11 protein-coding genes are annotated in these 19902 nt (G+C 58.8%); 6 read left to right on the forward strand and 5 right to left on the reverse strand.

The features are described 5' to 3' along the window. Window positions 1–706: 706 nt before the first annotated feature. From RHM57_RS15910 to RHM57_RS15925, 4 genes are all read right to left on the reverse strand, one after another. Window positions 707–3286, reverse strand: a complete 2580-nt coding sequence (locus RHM57_RS15910) for a DEAD/DEAH box helicase (RefSeq protein ID WP_322188629.1) — start codon at window positions 3284–3286, stop codon at window positions 707–709. Continuing rightward, the gene (locus RHM57_RS15915) at window positions 3283–6108 is read right to left on the reverse strand and encodes a hypothetical protein (protein WP_322188631.1); all 2826 of its coding nucleotides are present in this window, start codon (window positions 6106–6108) and stop codon (window positions 3283–3285) included. Before RHM57_RS15915 ends, RHM57_RS15910 begins: the two co-directional genes overlap by 4 nt. Before the next feature lie 604 nt (window positions 6109–6712). After that, a complete protein-coding gene (locus tag RHM57_RS15920) occupies window positions 6713–7144 on the reverse strand; it encodes a hypothetical protein (protein WP_322188633.1) in 432 nt (143 codons plus the stop codon). Then, window positions 7141–8043 (reverse strand): nucleotide-binding protein, encoded by a 903-nt coding sequence (locus RHM57_RS15925; protein WP_322188635.1) that lies wholly within the window; start codon window positions 8041–8043, stop codon window positions 7141–7143. The genes RHM57_RS15920 and RHM57_RS15925 overlap by 4 nt, the downstream gene beginning before the upstream one ends. A 698-nt stretch (window positions 8044–8741) precedes the next feature. Here RHM57_RS15925 and RHM57_RS15930 point away from each other — a divergent pair. The 6 genes from RHM57_RS15930 (at window position 8742) to RHM57_RS19630 (ending at window position 18922) form a co-directional block, all read left to right on the forward strand. Then, on the forward strand, window positions 8742–9620 hold the full coding sequence (locus RHM57_RS15930) for a DUF4238 domain-containing protein (RefSeq protein WP_322188637.1): 879 nt from the start codon (window positions 8742–8744) through the stop codon (window positions 9618–9620). Between the two features lie 1285 nt (window positions 9621–10905). Next, window positions 10906–11634 carry a TnsA-like heteromeric transposase endonuclease subunit gene (locus RHM57_RS15935; RefSeq protein WP_322188639.1) on the forward strand — a complete coding sequence of 243 codons (729 nt, stop codon included), beginning with the start codon at window positions 10906–10908 and terminating at the stop codon, window positions 11632–11634. Window positions 11635–11704: 70 nt separating this feature from the next. Beyond that, entirely contained in the window at window positions 11705–13006 is a 1302-nt protein-coding gene (locus tag RHM57_RS15940) for an ISL3 family transposase (protein ID WP_322135197.1), read from the forward strand. Window positions 13007–13204: 198 nt separating this feature from the next. Beyond that, entirely contained in the window at window positions 13205–15232 is a 2028-nt protein-coding gene (locus tag RHM57_RS15945; RefSeq protein WP_322188641.1) for a Mu transposase C-terminal domain-containing protein, read from the forward strand. Window positions 15233–15345: 113 nt separating this feature from the next. Continuing rightward, window positions 15346–16260, forward strand: a complete 915-nt coding sequence (locus RHM57_RS15950) for a TniB family NTP-binding protein (RefSeq protein WP_322188643.1) — start codon at window positions 15346–15348, stop codon at window positions 16258–16260. 1993 nt (window positions 16261–18253) lie between these two features. Then, on the forward strand, window positions 18254–18922 hold the full coding sequence (locus RHM57_RS19630) for a zinc-ribbon domain-containing protein (protein ID WP_416173116.1): 669 nt from the start codon (window positions 18254–18256) through the stop codon (window positions 18920–18922). Window positions 18923–19012: 90 nt separating this feature from the next. Here the strand turns inward: RHM57_RS19630 and RHM57_RS15955 are convergent, their stop codons facing one another. Continuing rightward, complete coding sequence (locus tag RHM57_RS15955; RefSeq protein WP_322188645.1) at window positions 19013–19825, reverse strand: GIY-YIG nuclease family protein; 813 nt, start codon at window positions 19823–19825, stop codon at window positions 19013–19015. Between the last annotated feature and the right edge of the window lie 77 nt (window positions 19826–19902).

Below are 19902 nucleotides of genomic sequence, written 5' to 3' on the forward strand. Positions count from 1 at the left end.
ACGGTGGAGCTGGCGAAGCGCTGCAGGATTTATGGCCACACCGCAGTCAGAGCTCGTCGCCGATGGACGCCAAACCCCGGTTGAGTGGCTCCGTGACGGCGGCAACGTTGACGACGTGAGGAACATTGTCGAAGCTTCCGACTGGTCATGAGTATCGGATCGCGACAAAATCCAATCGATGACTGGGTCTTAGTGTGACCATGTCAACCTTTTTGGGCCCCACTAGGGCAATCTCGGAGCGACCCCCTTGGTGTGCTTCTTGATTATTGAAGGGACTGTGGGTGGCGCTTGGGCCAGAATCGGGGGATGAACTCTGACGTTGCCGATCCCATTGAGGTCATCTGCTAGGCGGTGATCCTCCCAGATATCGCCGCCGCCTAGATGAGAAATGATGACCTGCACGGTTCAGGAACTCCACCACTCAGCGAGACTTGCCCCCGGCTGGGACAGAGCCACCCCGTGTCGCCAGCCTCGATTGGTTACTCGGGACTTGTCTTAGTCAGGCGCACCAAGTCGCACGACGAGCCACGTCAGTAGAGGCTCGCTAGCCGCTCGTGGACCTGCATGAAGACCAGGCAACGTTCGCAGTTCAGAGGAGCACTCAGCGAGTCTGTTTCCATGACGGCACCATGACCCTGACTGGGATGAGCTACCGGTCGGCTCCAGGTGCTCTAAACCACCCCATAAAGCCCCTGTCACTGGCCTCCTACCTGAACGCCAAGAAAGCGTTCTCTACATCGGTGACGGAAACTCGCGCGCCAGTCCTGCTTTGGGTTAGGTCTGCCAGCCAGTCGCCGCCCACCAACCGGCGTTCCAAAGTGCTTCTGGCGACGCCGCGTTCCTTCGCCGAGCCGGAGCCGGACGCGGACGAGTACTCCGTAAACCTTTCCGCCATGTAGTCGAACAAGAGCACTACAGCTTCCTGATCTATCACGGCAATTCGACCGTTTGATGCGGCCAGTTCCGCAGCCGCCGAGAGTTCAGAAGCTGCCACTAGACAACCCCGTACTTGGGCCTTCGGCTGAAGAGTTTCCTCCTCGAGGACAACGGCGACGAGCTCGTTGACATCCTCTCTGCGTACGGGCGAATCGGGTTCGTGCCCCATCCACACCCGAATGTTTCCACGTCCCGCCGAAACCCATGACCACCGACAGCCTTTTGGCCGAGGTTCAGCGTTTTGCTTCACGTCGGCTCCGCATAAACGAGCGAGGACGACGTAGGCCTCTACGCGTCCTGCGACATCTCCGGATAGATTTTGCCTGCCTGCAACAACGGCCTGCAGTGCTCGTGGCCCCACTTCTCGAATCCACTCATCCCATGCCAGGAATATTGCATCCAGAGACGTGTCGCCAGGCGCGCTCCCGCCCATCGCGTCGATTGTTCGCTGGAGCCTGACGAACCAGGCCGTTTGAGGGGCAGAGTCCACCGCCGATTGGAGTGCTGCTTTCGCTTTAGCACTGCTGTCAGCTGACCGCTGCGAAAACAGGCTGTGAGCCTTAATGTAGGTCCAAAATGCCGCGTGTTCCAACTCCCCTGACGATTTCAGCACGGCCGCTGCTTGCTCAGCGTTGTCGGATGCTCGTTCAAAGGCTCCGAGCCAAAGGCTTGTCGAAGCGTTGACCTCAAATGGCGCGCTGTCAACTGATGCAGTTGTGCTCAGCTGCCTTCCCGGTCGCAATCGCCGACCAGTGAGGAGGGCGGGTGCGGGGGCTGCTGGCGAGGGTGCATCGATTTCATCCCAGAACTTGGCGGCCGCTTCCTCGGTGAGCTTCCAGGACCGACCGTGGAGGTCGATTCCCGCTGAGACGGCTGCACGAACATCCTGCCCGAGAGCTCCGTGAACAGAAGGATCCGCCAAAGCTGCCCCGAATCCTGGATCGAGCCCTAAGTACAGTGCGGCGTCGTTCGGTGTACGGTTCGCCCGGCCGAGCGCCTGAGTCACGCGTTGGCCGACTCTGTAACGCATGTACGTAGCGTCACCCAGATATGCGACAACGAATCGTTCGAATTCCGTCGACGCGGCGGGGACGCTCGGCACGATGACTAGCCGGCAAACATCGTTTGGGAAGTCCAACCCGTCAAAACGTCCAGCGGTCACTAAGTGCGCGAATGGAACAGTTGACCATCGCTCGACGGCGCCATCGTCACCTTGCTTGAGGCGGAACACGTTGCGGCCGGCTTTGGTCAGGCGGCGTTGAATCTCATCTGCCTCCGGAGTGCTTGCACAAAGCCACGCCACCCGACCCCCGCCCTTAAGTGCCGCCTTCTCGACCTGCTTCATCGCGAATGCCCATACTGGCTCGGCCAGCGCCTGTTCGGGCCCCGGGTTGATCAAGAAGGTGCGTTTTCCCAACTTGGCGGTTGCCTGCAACGCATCAATCGCCGGAGAAATTGTGTGAATTTGTTGAGTGCCCAGGCGCCGCTGGATGTCCCCCGTTTGCCCTAGCGTCGCCGAGAGGTAGACCCGTTCGCGCGACTTGGTGTAGCCCGGCACGGTTTGAGTAGGGATGTGATAAGGGCGGATCTCGATAGCCGAGGGCCCAACCAGGACTCCACAGCGAACGAGATTGGCCTTTATGGCACGCCAAGCGAAGTGTGCTGAACTGTCGTCATCGGTGTAGTCAGAAGAATCAATCGAATCCGAAACTACCTTGGCGACTCTCTCCCAGTCGAAGAATGAAATGAATTCTGGCGCGCTTGCAACTGAGACCAAACCGTCCCGCAGTGCAGGGAGAAGAGGGTAAGACTGTGGTGACGCTTGGATTATTGCATCACAAATCGTCTGAAATAATGCAGTTGCGATGGCACCCTCACGCGGAATGCGCAGCGTGAACATGTTCGAGAGGGCCTGCTCGGCCAGATGGGCGTCATCGAAAATAATCACATCGGCGGGTTCAACCTTTGGCGACGAGTTGAAATAGACCCAATAGTTCATTACTCCGACAACCTGCGCCTGATTGTACGCAAGCAGATCCGCGGCAGGATAGTTTCCACCAACGAATTGCCGCGCCTCCAATCCAGGTAGCTTTGCAATCTGCGTCATGACTTGATTCCCGAGCTGTCTCGTACCCGAGAGGTATGCGACCCGCTGTCCCCGTTCGAGCGCATAGTCAGCTATAAGCAGCGCTACGAGTGTCTTTCCAGCGCCAGTAGGGAGCTCAATTCCGAGATCGGGGTTCGTTGCCCGAAGTTCCTGGTATTCCCTCAAGACTTCAAGTTGCTGTGGTCTCAATTCGGTGAATGTCGCGCTTTCAAACGTGTTGAGTTGCGCTACAAAATCGTTCATTGAAGAACTCCCAAAACCCGGGCGTCCGAGCCCACCGGAGCTTTCTCATCAAGAATCGCCACCACCTGCTGGAGCCACATCGCCACCACGGCGTCTTCAACGCTCAACGAGTCCACTGCAGCGATCACTGCTGAGAGAATCGCTTCATCTTTGAGATACATTTCCAGCTCCAGCACGTCGCTCAACTTGACGACCTGATGAGCGAAGTCGGCAGCTTCTGACGCACTCACATTGTGAGTTGTCGCGCGTTCGAAGAGCAGGGCTGTCATTTGGTTCCATCTTTCGTGTTGTTCGCTGGAGAGTCCGTGAAGCACGCCGGCCCGGGATAGCACAAAGCCCGCAGAGTAGCCCTGGACCATTTCCCCACCGGGGACAGAAGGGGACGGTTTCCAACTCGTACTTGCGCCAAGTTCGAGATTCGCAAATGCTCCGGCGAACCCTGGTTTACCTTGCCAGCGCCGCAGCACAGCGACGGCGCTGATGCGCGCCCTTCCCGTGGACTCAAACGAATCCTTGATCGCTCGTCTGGCTATGTTCGAGTCGGTGGTGGACGCGCTATCCACGTACGGCTTGACGACCTCCGAGAGCTTCATCAGCTCGGGCCTGGGCCATCTTCTGAGCGCACCCAGCGCATGCTCGAGCAAGGACCGTCGAATCGCCGGGTTTGTGAAAGCGATGTCGTCTTCCAAAACGTCCAAGGCCAGCATCTCTCCGCTACCCAAAAAGGCTCCCAGGGTTCGGTTGTTGTCTAGCTGGCGAATGCGACCAAGCATCGAGTCACGCAGCCGCTCAACAGAGAACACCTTGGCAATGAATAGCAGAAGGGTATGTCGCCAAAACGACGAGGGCGCGAGCGCCTCCAGACGGTCAAGAACCTCCGCATCTGAGCCGTTCGCGAGTGCCCGTGCTGCCATATATTCCTGTAGCGACTTCACTTCGAAGGCAACGTGATCCGCTTGCTTTCCGACAAGGAGTACCACACGGTTCTTCGCGGCCATCAGTAGATCCGAGGTGAGTCGCTGCACCTCAGCCCCCTCATAGCCGGCGCTACAGAGCCTGTCCCGAAAGAGAGCCTCCAGTTCGTCATCGCTTAGCATCGCTTCCGATTCGCCCGAGATTTCAGCTCGGACCTGAAGCCGTAGCCCGACCTGCTCGTGAACGAAGTCGATGTGCTCACGGTGCCTCTCGAGAAGAATCCCGAGGTTGCCTGCTCGTCCAACCTCACGCGCATAAATGGTCCGATAGTACGCGTCGAACAGGGAGAATTTTGACGACGGCACACGGCTCATGTTCTCCAGGAGAATCGTCATGATTGTGACCTGTAGCGGAGTACGCATGAGGCGGCTCGTCGATTCGCTCGCGGAAGCGCTTCGGAGCCGCTCGCCGATTTCTTCGGCCTTATCCGCATTGTCTTTCTGGCGAATTTGAACCAGCTGCGAGGCATAGTCGAGGCCCTCTCGTTCAGTCAGGTCTCGCAGACGAAGCATCTGCGGATCGAACTCAGCGAACTCGCCGTGATATCCCTGGGGCCTTGTCGTCGCGACGATTAGGACGTCCCTGTCATTTAGCCGGGTTTCAGTTACAAAATCCGCTATGTGATCGATGACTTTCCGGCGCGTATCGGTCGCAGCGACCTCGTCGAGGCCGTCGAGTATCAGCAACCATGGCCATTTAGCGTTCCAGTGGGTGAGCTGATTGGTCTTCAGCGTCTCACCAGCGACAATGATGTTGTTCGCAATGAATTTGAGTAGCGAAGTGTCGGGATCAGCAGCCAGTGCGTCTCCGTATTTTGACAACTTGACGTACACCGGCCATCGCCGATTGACGGGCGGTTGCACCCCCATCGCAAGAAGATGAGTGCGTGAGGCTTCAACAAGGTCTTTCAGATTGGCCGGCAGGCTCGTTGGTGGAGCCTCGCTCAAGAGCGCCACCCTGTAAGCCTGGCAAATCAACTGAGTGATCGTACTCTTGCCTTGCCCCGGCCCGCCCACAAGCACGATTCCAGTGCCATGGTCCGCTTCAAATGCGTCACGCAGGTTCATGTCACCGCGGGCCAGCACGTGTTTGAGTACGCGAACCTCCTGCTGCACTTCAACACCGTCGGGACTCCGAGATATCAATGCCGGTAAGTCAATTCCTACCTTATTGAGCGCAAGCCTTTCGTCCCCTGCTCCGCCGCTGTCGCCCAGCTCAACCCATTGATCGCTGCGGAGCTGTTGGGCAGCATGCACCCGCAGATGGGTCCCAATGGCGGCAGTTGATGAATCGAAGTAGGTGAGCAGTTCGGAAAGCACATCCCCCGGCGTCACGAAGCCGGCGAATGTCCGCCGGATCGATTCATGATCTTCTAACATCCGGCAGATGTTGGCATAGTGCCAAACAAACGTCCCCTTCAGCCCGATCTTTCCTTCCCAATCAGCGAGTTCCCGCTCCACTTGGTCCAGCCCACCTCCATCGCCAGGTGACAGCCGCATGTTGGTCGCGATGAGGAAGTACTCGGGCATTGGCGTTCGCTTCGCATTACCGAATTCATCGGGCTGGAATTTCCGCAGCTCAGCGCGTATCTCTGCAATCAGGACATCTGCGTTGGTGGAGTTCTGTCCGGAGGGGAACAGATGGTGCTTCGCTTGAATGACCCCGTAGCCATTCCACAACTCACCTCGCCCCTGCGGAAAATCGAGCCTTCCGCTGAAAGTCGCCTCCCGCCCACCATCTCGGCCATCGCCAAAGATCTGGACCCCGTTGCCAAGCACTCGGATGGAAAGGGTTTGCACGAGGTGCTCGAATTGACGCCAGCCCATACGGTCGAGATCGAAGTCCATGGCTCATCTTCCCGCAGTTCTCGACGCAGTCTCGTCTTGAGGACCCAAAACGCTTTCCTATGGAGACTCGCGGTGCGTAGAGCAAGTCGGTTGATGGCCGACGACAGTCAGCTAACAGGATGAACATTCACTTCCGTGGGCACCACGTGTGGTGCCCTTGAACCGACGACCTCAACGAAGCGTTCTTGATCCCGCGGCTTGACTTGCTTTGGAGGGTGATCGACTCGCGAGGTCTCCGTCCGGAGCCGGACGCACTCGTTGCGGGCCGGCTAGTCACGACAGGTCAAGAAGACTCCGGCCGCGAATGTATTCCTGTCTAGCCACCTTCCGATGTCTAAACGTTGTCGCAGATGACGCACCGTTCTGGGTCTTCTTACAGTGCGGAGTATTCGGGGATCGCGCAGACGGCACGTATCGGTCGACTCGAGCAACCACCGAAGGACTGTTTGAGGGACCGCCTAATGGGCATCCAACTGTACGTGGATCGTTACCTTCGAGCGCCGCCCACAACGCGCGAGCCCACGCCACGTCATCGCAGTCACAATCCGACAACCGCTCCGTGCGGCGCGTTCAATGGTGCTGCAGCCACCGGATCATGAATCGCCTACACGGCGTAAGCCTCACCACACACCAGACAATAAAACGGTGCAGCTGCTTCCTCTGGAACCTTGACGGGCTCCCAGGGGTGGCAGGGACCGGCGATGATGGCCATGTCATCAGGCTCAATGAGCGGATCCGGCACCACGGAGTGCCCTTCCACTGTGAATGCGGCACCCAGCTCGCTTGCGAGCTCATCCAACATGGGACCTGCGGCCACTCCCTGCGCGTATGCAAGTTGGGCTTGAGTCCACCACTGGTCGAGCGGGGCAGATTGTCCGCAGAGTGGGCACCAGTGAACATCGGGGTAGACGTAGTAATCCGGCACCTCGTCCGTACGACCGCTGAACCACTTGAATTCCCGGCCACACGTCGGGCATTCCCGGCGCAAGAATCCATCAACGTCGAGGGGCAAGCTCACTGAAATCTCCATCGTCATCCCACCGTGTCCAGATAGATCTCTTGCTCGAAGGGGGTGCCATCCTCGAGGTTCGCTGCGACTATGAGCTCGAATTGGTTGGGGGCGCTGCCTCCCAACCCCCGATTGCTGGTAAAGGCTCGAATAGTGAGCGTCTTGCCGACGGGCAATTTCGGAATCGAATCATCCTGCCAAAGCTGCACGTGATCCGCGAGCGCCGCGGGAACGACTACGGTCGGACTGAACAACGGCAGAGCCCCATTGTTGGTCACCTTCAGAATATCCATTCTCGAACCGCTTCCAGCTATCCAGCTGCCGTCGACGTGTGGCCCCCGCCTCTCGTTCGTGACCAGCTTTCGCCCCATCGGCAATTCGCCGGCAAGAGGCGCCAACGTGAAGTTGCCTGCCTTCATCCAGTGATCACCGGTCAGGTCCACGGGGCAACCAGCAGTCTTAAGCCGCTGGGCGAGCGACTTTCTTCGCTGCGGGGTGTTATCGAGGCGAACGGTGTGCCGGCCACCCACATCACTGAACGGCCGAAGGTCACCGAACTCGACAAGGATCGTGTGGTCCTCGTTGCGGCCCATAGCCATGCCCGCTTCGAAGAGGACGTTCGGGCGCGCTTGACCGCGCGCTTTCTTGTCAGTGTCGTCGTCTCCACTCGCATATTCGCTACGCACATACGCAATGTCGTCAGGAGTCATGAGAACGACGACTGCCTGGCCCGCGCCGAACGCCGCATCGAGGATCTCGCCAACGTAAGGCGACCCCTTGCCCGTCAGCTCTACAGCGTGGTCCCACTCGATCGGCTTCAGGCCGAGAGCACCGAGAAACGAAAACATTGAGTTTCGGATCTCTTCGTTGCGCCCGTGCACTACAAAAACGCGATCGGATTTGCGATCACCGTCATCTGCTCCCATGCAATGACTGTACCGCTGCCCAATGACCGGTCAGAGGAACTCGAAACAGGAGTTGCCCACACTTGCACAGTATCAACTACTCAAATGGGGTGGGGTCAACCGAGGAATTCAATAGGACCACGTGGTTAAGCCCATCGCAAGACGAATCATGGGGATCGGCCATATCGAGTGCGAGGTGGTTGGTGGCCCGACATCGAGCACCTGTCTCGTTAGCGGATCCCCTATCGAACAGACCCCGTGGCGGTATACGACCAGTGTGGGCACCCTCAGAAATGGTTGGAACCCTACTGGCCGCCACGCGGAGGAGCCCGTCAGTTGCGAACTGCGCTCCGGCCTGAACAAGAGCGACTAGCCTGCCTGCTGCACCCCCTGTTTCCGGGCCCAGTCGCGCTCATCGGGTGGCGGTCCGATCAGCGATCGTTATCCGGTCGCTTCCCCACCAGGTCGACACGCCCGAAACTGTGAATTGCATTGCTACATCGCACCTTCTTGCAGCGCTATTGGAGCACCCTCTGCACGTAAGCCGATCCGTCGACGGGCATTTGGCGGACCTAGGCGCATCCACCGATGTAGTCGGGGTAGCTCGTGAATTCGTGGAATGCCCGACGCTAAGAACGGGGGGGCTCAGCAGCACGACAATAGGCTTGCAGAGGGCAACAGATGCTCCGTGTTCGGGGTGAGACAGGAGTATGGCTTCGATGGGGCAGTCCTACGACCATTACGTCAGCCGGGCACACATGCGCCAGTGGGCGACCGACAACCGGGTCACAGTGCTGCGCCGCGACGCTGAGAACCCCAAGCCGCTCGATATCGGCAAAGCAATCGCCGCTGAACAGGGGCTAAACAGCCCGTCAATCGAGGCGGCATATGGACGGATCGAGAACGCCTTTGCCCGGGCGCTGCCACGACTGCTCGACTCATTCAGCACACCAACGAACCTCGACTGGCAAGCTGTCCGGAAATACGCCGTACTGGTCCACGACCGGTACCCGGCACTGCGTGGCTCGGCCGTGGATGAGAACGGTCTGCCTGGTGGAAATGCCATGATGGTGCCGAATCCAGCTCACTGGGGCGGCTTGAGTGGGGTATCAGACCATCTGGCGCATCTTGCAACAACCATGGACCGTGAGCAGCTCAAGGCGGCGCGCCTGCAGCTGCTGCCAGTCTTCGCCCAATCGCTGCCACCCATGGCACAGGTGTTTCACGTCGGGCCAATGTTGCTCGGCGACGCAGGCATCCACGCAATCACCCTGCATCCCGATGATAAGACGAACCGGAGCTGTATCGCGATGCCCTTGTCGTCTAACGCCCTGGTCGTCTTCGGAAATCAATCGTTTGAGAACGAGGATGCGCGTGAAATCGAGCACGTCTTGAGAATGAAGGTCGCGATGGAGTCGACCGTGGTTGTCGATACGCCGGACGCACCCGTCATTAGGGGATTAGTGATGCAGATGTGGCGCTACCAGCCTCGGCCCAGCGGAATGGGTGCCCCCAAGGCGATTCACGTCTGGAGCCGGCCCGAGGACATCCCCGACTCTCGGTGCGATGAAGGCCAGTCGAGCATCTGGACACCATGATGAGGTGCACCGCGACCGTCCGGTGCTCCTAGGAGGGAAGCTGATGCTTCGACACACCTATCGCGCTTTGCGTCGGTGATTCCACGAATTCACGAGCCGCGCCTTACAGGAATTTGGGATGCGTGAAGACGTCCAGTTGACGGTAAATCACAGTGCACGTACCTCAGCCGGGCGAAATGCCGGCTCGGTGGCCCAGTGGTCCTGAACCATGCAACTCATGGCGCCGTCTCGAACGTTCGATGGTGCGTTGCGGGCGGTTGCAGCCCGTTTCCGCACACTCAGCCGGAGAAGAATGCCGGCCTTAGGCCTTGGAGACCCGGGAGGGGCCAAGATCTCAAAAAAACATCTGCAGGTATGCCGCGCAGATCTGACACCCCAAATCTTCCGTTTTTTGGAGGAATCCCCTAATCGCGTTCCGCCGTTTCAGGATGCTGCTGGAACGTAGGACGGTACCCCTCAACATCTGCGATAAGCCACAATCGCACGGTGCTGTGGGAAACGCCCACTTCTCTCGCAACGGCGCGGAGGGTGAGCCCGCTCTTGAGGGCCTGGCGGCATGAATTCCGGCGCAACATGGTCACCTCAGCCTGAACCGCAGCAGACGCCTGGAGAAATTGCCTGGCATCGCTTTGATCACAATCGGACACGTCGATCTCAGCGAGAGATTCCCGTACTAAGTGGAGCGTTTCCAAAAGGATTCTCAGCCGGGCAGCCGTTTGTTGGGTTGTTACAGTAGCGGGTTGCGAGTATCGGCGTTGACCGGCACTTTGTCTAATTTCTGGCATTGCAAGAGACCCTCCATGTGTGGTGTGCTTTCGTCCACAGGGTGGGCTTTGCAGTTCGCCGTCAATTTCGGGAAGTCGATTAGGAGGGTCAAATTGGATGCCGCCACATTGTGGTGGCGCGTTTTCAAGAGCTTTGTCCTGGATCCCCGACGCCAATCGGGTGTCGCAGGTAGTCGAACTGTCGTTCCTTGCCAGGAATTAGTCTCGACGATACAAGGTTTGCTTAGCCGTTTCAAGGAACGGTCAGTCCGTCGCGCCTCCACTCCCGTTTCCTTCTGCCCACCTATTTCCTCAGCGTTGGACCCAGCGAACCACGATTCCATGCCAGCGGCAGTCCAGCTAAAGCAACATTCGCGCGGAATGCTGTCGCACCGGACCCGCGTTGAAATCGCTCAAGCGCTAGATGCTCGTGAAGGTCGAGACCTGCCGCAGAAGCGGATACCGCCAAGCATCACCTGCTGGCTCGCTCCCGTTACGTGGCCGGATTGGAGGGATCGCATATGGCCCTGAGCCTCAAGTCTTCCATCGCTGGGCTGCCTCAATCGCGCCCTGCTGCCTTCGCAGCGATCGAGGCCATCTACTACCGACCTCGGCGAGGTGCGCCGAGTTGGGTGCGTGCAGACCGCAGCGCGACTAGCTGCGAGCTTCATCAGGTCCTCCCGGTGCGTAAGCCGACGAAGTACGCCAAGCGCCAGCATTACGAGGGACATTACTGGTTTAGCGGCGTCAACCAGCTTGTCTGGCACGAATCGATGGAGGAGTACTCGGCACTGATGTGGCTCGACCATTCTTTTGAGATCCATGGCATCGCAGCCCAACCGATGTGTCTATATTTCGCTGACGGCTCGCGCCACGTACCCGACTATTTCGCTCGCCACGTCGGTGGTCAACAGGTGGTGTACGACGTGCGGCCGCTTGCGCGAGTGAATGAAGACTTCATGCTCCAGGCAAAAAAGACACGCGACCTCTGCTACCAGGTCGGGTGGACATACGTTGTTCTCACTGGTTTGGACGCCATTTCTCGCTACAACTTGGAGTGGATTGCGACCTATCGTGATCGACGCTTAGCGGCGGACGCTGTCCTCGCGCAGGCCATTCTCGATCACCTCAGCAGGCCTCAACGTCTCGTTGACCTTGCGCAACTCCTCGATCCAATGGTCCCTGCGCGCCATATGCACCATATTTACGGCTCTCCTGACGTTACCGTGGGTGGTTTCCGAGCGCCTTAACGAGTGCACGCCGCTCTCCGTCTAGGTTTCTAACTGACAAAGGCAAGAAACACAGGGACGAGAAAACGGCGTGCAAAACTCAACACTATGGCGGACTCTGCTCGGAGTCGACAAAACCATCGTCGAAGCGGTCGATCTCGACGCGGATACGGGCATGCTGGTCGCGTCGGTGCGCCCAACGGCATCGATGCGGAACCGGTGCGGGGCCTGCCGGAAGCGCTGCCCGCGCTACGACGCCGGTGACGGGCGGCGCCGCTGGCGATCCCTGGACGCCGGCTCGGTGCAAATCCACTTAGAAGCTGCGGCGCCGCGGGTGAGCTGCCGGGTGCATGGCGTGACGGTCGCCGCCGTGCCGTGGGCCCGGCATCAGAGCGGGCACACTTTGTTCTTCGATGACCAGGTCGCGTGGCTGGCCACGCAAACATCCAAGTCCGCCATCACCGTGCTGATGCGCATCGCGTGGCGCACCGTGGGCGCGATCATCACCCGGGTTTGGGCAGATACGGAGAAGCAGTTCGACCAGTTCGCGGGCCTCACCCGGATCGGGATTGACGAGATCAGTTACAAGCGCGGCCACAAGTACTTGACCTGCGTCGTGGACCACGATTCTGGCCGTCTCGTCTGGGCGGCACCAGGCCAGGACAAGGCCACCCTCGAGACGTTTTTTGATGCGTTGGGGCCGGAGCGTTCGGCACTGATCACGCATGTTTCCGCGGACGGTGCGGCCTGGATCGCCAGTGTTGTCGCGGAACGAGCGCCGAACGCTGTTCGCTGCGCTGATCCGTTCCACGTCGTGAAATGGGCCACCGAGGCCCTCGATGAAGTCCGCCGGGGCGCGTGGAACGAGGCCCGCAAAGCCGCCCGGCACAACGATGCCCGACGCACTCGCGGCCGGCCCCCAGCCGACGCCCCGGCACGCCCAGACAGCGCCCGGGCGACGGGCATCAAGAACTGCCGATACGCGCTTTGGAAGAACCCGGAAAACCTGACCGAGAAGCAACAAACGAAGCTCGCCTGGATCGTGCAGACCGACCCCCGGCTGGCTCGGGCGTACTACCTGAAGGAAGGCCTCCGTGTGATCTTCAAACTGCCTCTCGAGGAAGCGACCGAAGCTCTCGACAAATGGGTTGGTTGGGCTCGCCGCTGCCGCATCCCGTCCTTCGTGAAACTGCAGAAGAGCATCGTGAAACACCGCACCGCGATCCTGGCCTCCATCGAGCACAGCCTCTCCAACGGCCGCGTCGAATCCATGAACACCAAGATCCGCCTCATGACCCGCATCGCGTTCGGCTTCAAATCACCCGAGGCCCTCATCGCCCTCGCAATGCTCAGCCTCGGCGGGCACAAACCCGTGCTTCCCGGCCGGGACTAACCCACGGAAGAGTCAGGAGAGCCGTATTTACAACCTCATGTGGGAGAAGCGCATCGACTTTGATCCGTCCGCGACGCTCAACTGGTCGACCGTATTGATGGCAGCAGGGCACATTCGCCCCGGTACCTTGCGGTTCGACGCCACACTTCCCACCGACCGATGGTAGCCAAATGACATCTCAACAATCCGAGGAACACCATGCGTGAAATCAAGCTCCAGTCGGAGGTGGTCCTCGACGATGGCCAAACTTACGTCGTTGTAGAACATGCCGGCTCAAACGTGAAACTGCGCAACACACTAACTGGCGAGTACTTGGTCATCACGTTGTCTCACTTGGTTCTGCGCTTGGCCGAACCGCCCGCCATGTCCTCTTGGCCCGTCCGCGGGCTCGACGGCCTCAGCCACGGTGAGTATGAGTCGACGGAAATCCTCAGCGCGCACCTTGAGGAAGTGATCTATGGAACTCCGATAGTTTCCGGCGGTGCGCGGCGGCCGGAGTTCGATCCGGAGCTTGTTTCGATCGGGAAACGAGTCGAACGCAAATCTGACGAACTCACGACATTGGGTTTTGGAATGTCGACCAGGACGTTGAGGCGAAAGGTGAGCGACTATCGCCAAGCTGGCCCCGCAGCGCTGGTCGATCAACGAAGCACCCGAGTCTTCAAGGCGTTGGACGGTGTGGACCCTCGGCTGCTCGCTGCCATAAAGCTCCTGCAAGGTAAAACGACCAACGCCACAACTCGAACGCACGACCACTTTGTGCATCATCTGAAGGAATACCTCCACAAGAAATACCCAGAAGATTACCCGGCGAAACTACCGTCGGATGCCACGCTCCGACGGTACAAGAAGGCGCTCGGTTCTGGAAAATACATCCACGGCAAATCGGGTAACCGCAGATCGGCTGCGGTCGCACCAGATCATGTATTCGGCGGCCGCGTCGCCATCAAGGCCGGACATGAGGTACAAGTCGATAGCTCTCCGTGGGACATCATTGCGCTTGACGACACGGGCACCCAGCGCAAAGCACAGCTGTCGATCATGATCGACAAGAAAACCCGGACCCTTGCCGCCTCCGCGGTGACTATTGGCGGAGTCAAAGCGGTGGACATCGCTCTGATGCTGGCGCGATGCGTCACCCCACGGCATATTCGTCCCGACAATGTGTACTTAAACACCCACAACCTGCCGGACATGCCGTGGGCGCGCTTGCTGAGCAGAGAGGACATGGAGAAATACGACACGTCACGCCCATTGATCAAACCCGACCGAATCATGATCGACAACGGTGCCGACTACAAATCCTTAGTTGTCTTGTCCGTCTGCCAGTCGCTGGGCATCAGCCGCACGGAGGCGTCGGTGAGGACAGGGTCGGATAAGGCAATCGTTGAACGGGCGTTCGAAACCATCAAGACTAGATTCGCCCAGTACCTGCCTGGCTACACCGGCGGAGACCTCTCCGAAAGAGGGTTAGCCCCGCAGAACGACAGTGACTTGCTGGACATCCACACGCTCGCCGAGCTGTTTGACCGCTGGATCACTGTCGTCTGGCAGAACTTGCCCGCAGAAGGTCTTCGAGATCCGGCGGTCCCCGGATTGCAGATGTCCCCAAACGCGATGTACATGGCGATGTTCGATGTAAGCGGATGCATCTCACTTCCCTTGCGATTGGATGAGTACATTGCTCTGCTGCCCATCGAATACCGCACGATCGGTACAGACGGCATAGTTATCGGGTATCGGAAATACGATTCCGCTGCATTGCAACCGTTCCGCTTGATGCGCACCGCCGATCGCGGCCATAGCGGCAAGTGGGCCGTTCGAGTCGATCCCTACAACCCGTCGACCGTATGGGTGGCTCATCCAGACGATGGTGAGTGGATCCCGTGTGCATGGAAAAACGCGGACACCTTCAAACAACCGTTCAATGCGACGGTTCGTCGCGAGGCGAAGAGGATCAGTTCTGAGATGGGTTTCTATGACGTTCCGGAAGCGGTGGCGCTCACCACTGAAATCATCGGACGAACAAAGTCCGTCCGCGCGCAAGCTTTAGCCGAGGAGGCTCGTAACCGCGCGGCAGCACAACGACTCGCAGACAGCGGCCTGACACCGCCCATACGCCAGCAGAAACCTCCCCACCGGCGAGTTCATACCAGCGACGATCCCGCAACCGATAGCACCTTCATGGAGATCGGTGCGTTCGACCCGGATGAGAATCTCCGATGAGGATGTTTTCTCCGAAACCGATTCCCGAACTCGGTACCCGGGAAGGTCTAGCCCAAGTCCTTGAGAAGAGAGCCGTACGCCCGTCGCTTCCCTCAATCGAAGAGTTCCGCGCCATGACGCCTGAGGCTAGAGCAACTCTCAACGAGAAGCGATTCGATTACATCAGCGCCGACATTGTCATCAATACCCCCCAACTGAAGAATGTCGCACTGACGGTTCAGCGTGCTGTCGTCACAAACCGGTCTAAGACCTCTGGTCGGTTCGGTGTCATGATTTCAGGCGCAGGAACTTCGGGAAAGACGACCGCGGCGATAGCAGCCATGCGCCACATCCATGCCCGATACACTGCGGAAGTCCCCGACTTCGCAAGTCGAGACCTCGTCCCCATCGTTTATATCGAAGTGCCAACTGGCGCCGGTGGCCGGGCTGTGATGATCCGCTTCGCCTATTTCTTGGGTCTACCCACGCGCCGCATTGACACCCTCGAAACGCTCTCCAACATGATCGTCATGCACCTGAACGCGCTAGGAACGAAACTGGTCGTCGTGGATGAAGTTCACAACCTTGCCAAGCACAGTCCTAGCAATGGTGAGGGCGTAGACGTCCTCAAGAGCCTGTCAAACCGCATCAGCGCCACGTTCGTCTACGCGGGTATCAACATTCATCGCGGCAATTTGCTGGCTGGCGAGCGGGGTGAGCAAATCACGGGGCGTTTCACTCTCACCAAGATCGAACCTTACCTGACCGCAAATCCGGCGCAAAAGGCCGAATGGGATGGAATAGTTCGAGCCTTTGAACGCGAAATTTCTCTCTACAACCATCGCCCCGGTGACCTGCAACTGATTTGCGAAGAACTCCACGCCCTCACCCGCGGATCAATCGCGAGCCTAGGCCGAATCCTGACCTGGGCAACAGAAGAGCTTCTCCAATTCCACATCGAACCCGAGCAGGAGAAAATAACCCAGGACCTACTCAGTCGGGTGCCCGACGACATCAGAACCTCCAACGAATCCGAACTCCACTCCTAGCTGTCGCATTCGACAATGAATCATCACGACATTGCTGCAGCGCAATCTCACAGGGAACGCCCTTTTCCCATACCTGTGCGGCACCGACAATACGAAATGCCGCGCAGCTATTTCCGAAGGTCGTGCGAAGCAAACTTTCTCCCCGTGAACATGGTTGGATACTTGATCCGCAAAACTCGCGAAGCGAACGTGGGCATGACCCAGGATCAGGCCCTGTGCCGGATCGCGGAACGCACCGGCGGACTCGACGAAGGGTACTTCGCCAGACTCGCTGCACATGGGGGCAGCCACCCGGGTGGCGTCCTGTGCAACCGATGCCGAACCGGTTCGGGCGCACGCTACATGTGCCGGTTATGTGCGCACGGAAATTTGGTCGAACAGTTCCCGTTCCTCCTCCCCAACGTCTGCGTAACTCATCGACTATGGGTCGCACAGGGGACCGGCCCCGCCGCACAATTCGGAGTGGAGGATGCGGTGGTCCAAGCAGAGTTGACCCGGCACAAGCTGGTGGCATCGGGCCGACTCGATGCACCCTTGGAAGCCGTCCTTGTCGCTGCGTTCCGAACGGGCGCTCAAGATCGTCCAACCACAAACGAACTGGCCGTCTCTCGCACCTATCCACTCATGATGAATGTCGCTCGGGCGATCACATCAGTGAAGTTCGTCCGCGCGTTCTTCGCTCCAGGCGAAGCAACGAACACCTCCCTCGACTACTTCACGACCACTGTCTCGACGGCCTCAGGCATGGGTTCCTGTCGCGTTGACCTCCTTTGGGAGTTCTTCCAGCCCATATGCCGGCGAATCAATGCCGACTTGCGGCTACACCCCCAAACGATGAGATGGACCGGGCACGACTACGGAATAACGCCGAGCATCTGGGACTGCTGGGCAGAGTCGACCCGATCATCACACCTTGAGGGGAATCCCCTTTCCGTACGCGCACCCCTGCGATGACAGACGAGAGCTTTCCTTCGCGAGCCACCCTGGATTTCCTCTAAGTAGATAGGCAACACGCTCCATCTTTCTTTCATCGATTCCGATTGATTCCTCTCGGATGCCCCGCCCCAGTAGTCACCGTTTGATAGAAGCTCGGATAAGGAGGCGTGCTTACAGCTCAAGGGACCGCGACGACATAAGTGATCTCCATGGAGACCCTGAGCAATCAAATCTTGAACGAGTTCTACCCATTCGGCTACGCCCCCTGCGCAACGAAGATCCCAGCAGCTATTTGACACGCCTGCTGAATGTCAATCACTTGGATCTGTCAAATTTCAGCAACATGATTCATGCAACACTGCAGTCGTATCCGGGCGTAAACGAGTTCCTCGCGGTACGCCTCCTAGCGGAACGCAAAGGAGGGTTGCCTCCAAACTTCTACGGAAAGACCCAGTCACCGTCCCAAATCCATGAAGGGGGAAAACAATGCCCGCGATGCACAGTAGACACCACCGTGTACCTCTGTTTGCAGTGCACCAAAGGTGATGTAGGCATTTCGTATCCCATCTTGAGCGCACAGGTGTGTGCCCAGCACCACACTTGGGTAGGTCTTGAATCACGACCCTCCACACAGTGCGCCGTCGCGCAGGACGTTTTATCAGCCGATGCCCTACTCCAGACGTTGGTTGCAAGCGGCCGTGTCGACCTGCCCATGCTCTTCGTGCTGCGGGCAGCGCTTCGGAAGAAAGATCGCCCGATGCACACGGTTGCTTCATCCGAAAGTGACGCACACCAATCAGTGGCGCTCGTCGCCATCGCCGTCGCCACGACCTCCGAGGATTTCGTAGAGTCCTTCTACGACCCGGGTTGCACGTTCGAAGCGGCACATAACGCCCTAACCGTGTGCATCCGCGCGATCACGAGCGATCGACTCCGGGAAGTGTTGGATGCTCTCTGGCGGCTGTTCCGGCCGACGTTCTTACGGATTCGGGAGTACCTCTCAGGCAACAGTGATGCGCTTCCCTGGGAGGGGCACAACTATGGAGTCACGCAAGCAATGTGCCACTCATGGAACACCGGCGTGACCATTGCCGAAGACTTCGCTCGGTACTTTGAGCCAGAGAATGTGATCTCGGTCGCGTCAGATCCGGCTTTCCACACCGCGTCGGGCCGTTCCACCGACTTCGGACACAAAAGAAGGCTAGACCCGCTCGCTCAGATAACTCCCGGCCGAGTTCACCCAGTTCGCGCGTTTTACTCTCAACTGGGTTGGGACGTTTCGCGCAATGGCGACATAACGACTTCCACTCGCCTGCGGGATGACCCCATAGTCGGTTGGACCTGCCACTCGGAGCACAATTTTGCACTCTCGGTTTCAGACAGATTGCGAGGCTTCGGCTGCGGTACGTGCTGGCCCAAAGGCTATTCAATCCTCGCGACTCCCTTCACGATTGCCCACCCGCTGGCTTGGCGGGATTGGGACTATTCCGCCAACGGGGCGCGAACACCCGACCGCATCTTTCCTGGCGCAGATGAGAGCGTCACCTACTTCTGGTTGTGCTCTTCGGGCCATCGTTACCAGAACAAGGTGCGACAGCAAGCAAGAATCGGATCCGCCTGCAGCTGCCCGAGCTGGGCGAGTTCGCCACGATTGGGGCCCCGGTCCTTGTACTACTCAACGCGCGCAGCGGGAGTCGAAAACGGCACCACGCTGCCGGAGCGGTGAGCGCGAGCGCTGGGAAGCGGTGCAACCCTGGCATAAGCGGGTCCACGACAGTGAGATAGGTCTCTTTGGCGAGTATCCCCGCCCGCGCGTTCAATTCCCGTTTAGCCCATGCTTGCGGGTGTCCAGGGCGTTCTTGAAGTGGTTCTCCGCTTCGTTGATCGCGTTAGGCGGAGTCGCAGGATCGAAAACCCTGAGCAAGGAAAAACGGAAGGTGTTCGGGTCGATTTTCATCAGCTTGACGTTGCCCCCGTGGCCGTTTGAGGCGTAGACATTCCAGCGTTGGCGAATACTCTCTGTGCCGTCGGCCTTACCGACGTACTGACGTCCGTCGAGGGTGTCAGTAATCAGATAGATGCCGACCACAGATGAGAGTGCGGTGCGCCACGAGGCATAGCGGTGCTCGCGCATCACCGCCTGAAGCTGCGCATAATTCAGAATTAGCCGGTCGAAACCAGGAAACGGTACCGGCTCCGCATCGGCGATTTCCATAACCGGATATGCGGCGGCGGTAGGGCCGTTGAGTCTCCAAGTGCGCGGTGACCTCCAACCGATCACGAGCCTGTTCCGAAGGCCCGTCATGTGCTCCGAGACGGCAAGTTCGAAGGTGCGGAGTGTGCCATCGTTCGAGATCTCGCCGCGGTTGTTCACCACCGACCAGAGGCGCGCTCGGTCGCCGCCCTCGCGGACGAAGACAACCCAGATTGACGGCGGGACGGCCGGGAAAGCTCCCGGTTTCGCGGACTGCTGGCTGGTGTAACTTAGGATCTCCAGATCGGAAGAGTCGGCATGAATGCCCTGCAGGCCGGTGTCCTCGTGCTCGCGCACATATGCGTGACGGATTACCTGCACCTCGTTTGGATCGATACCAGCACTGCGAAGAATTGGGCCGAGCGTCAATGTCATGGGTAAGCTGCCTTCCTTAGTGGCGGTCGGTACAGCAGGTCAGTGCCCATCCTCGCAGGCGGCGCACAGTCGCTTGC

It is taken from the genome of Cryobacterium sp. 10S3, from assembly GCF_034344045.1.
GTDB lineage: Bacteria > Actinomycetota > Actinomycetes > Actinomycetales > Microbacteriaceae > Cryobacterium > Cryobacterium glucosi.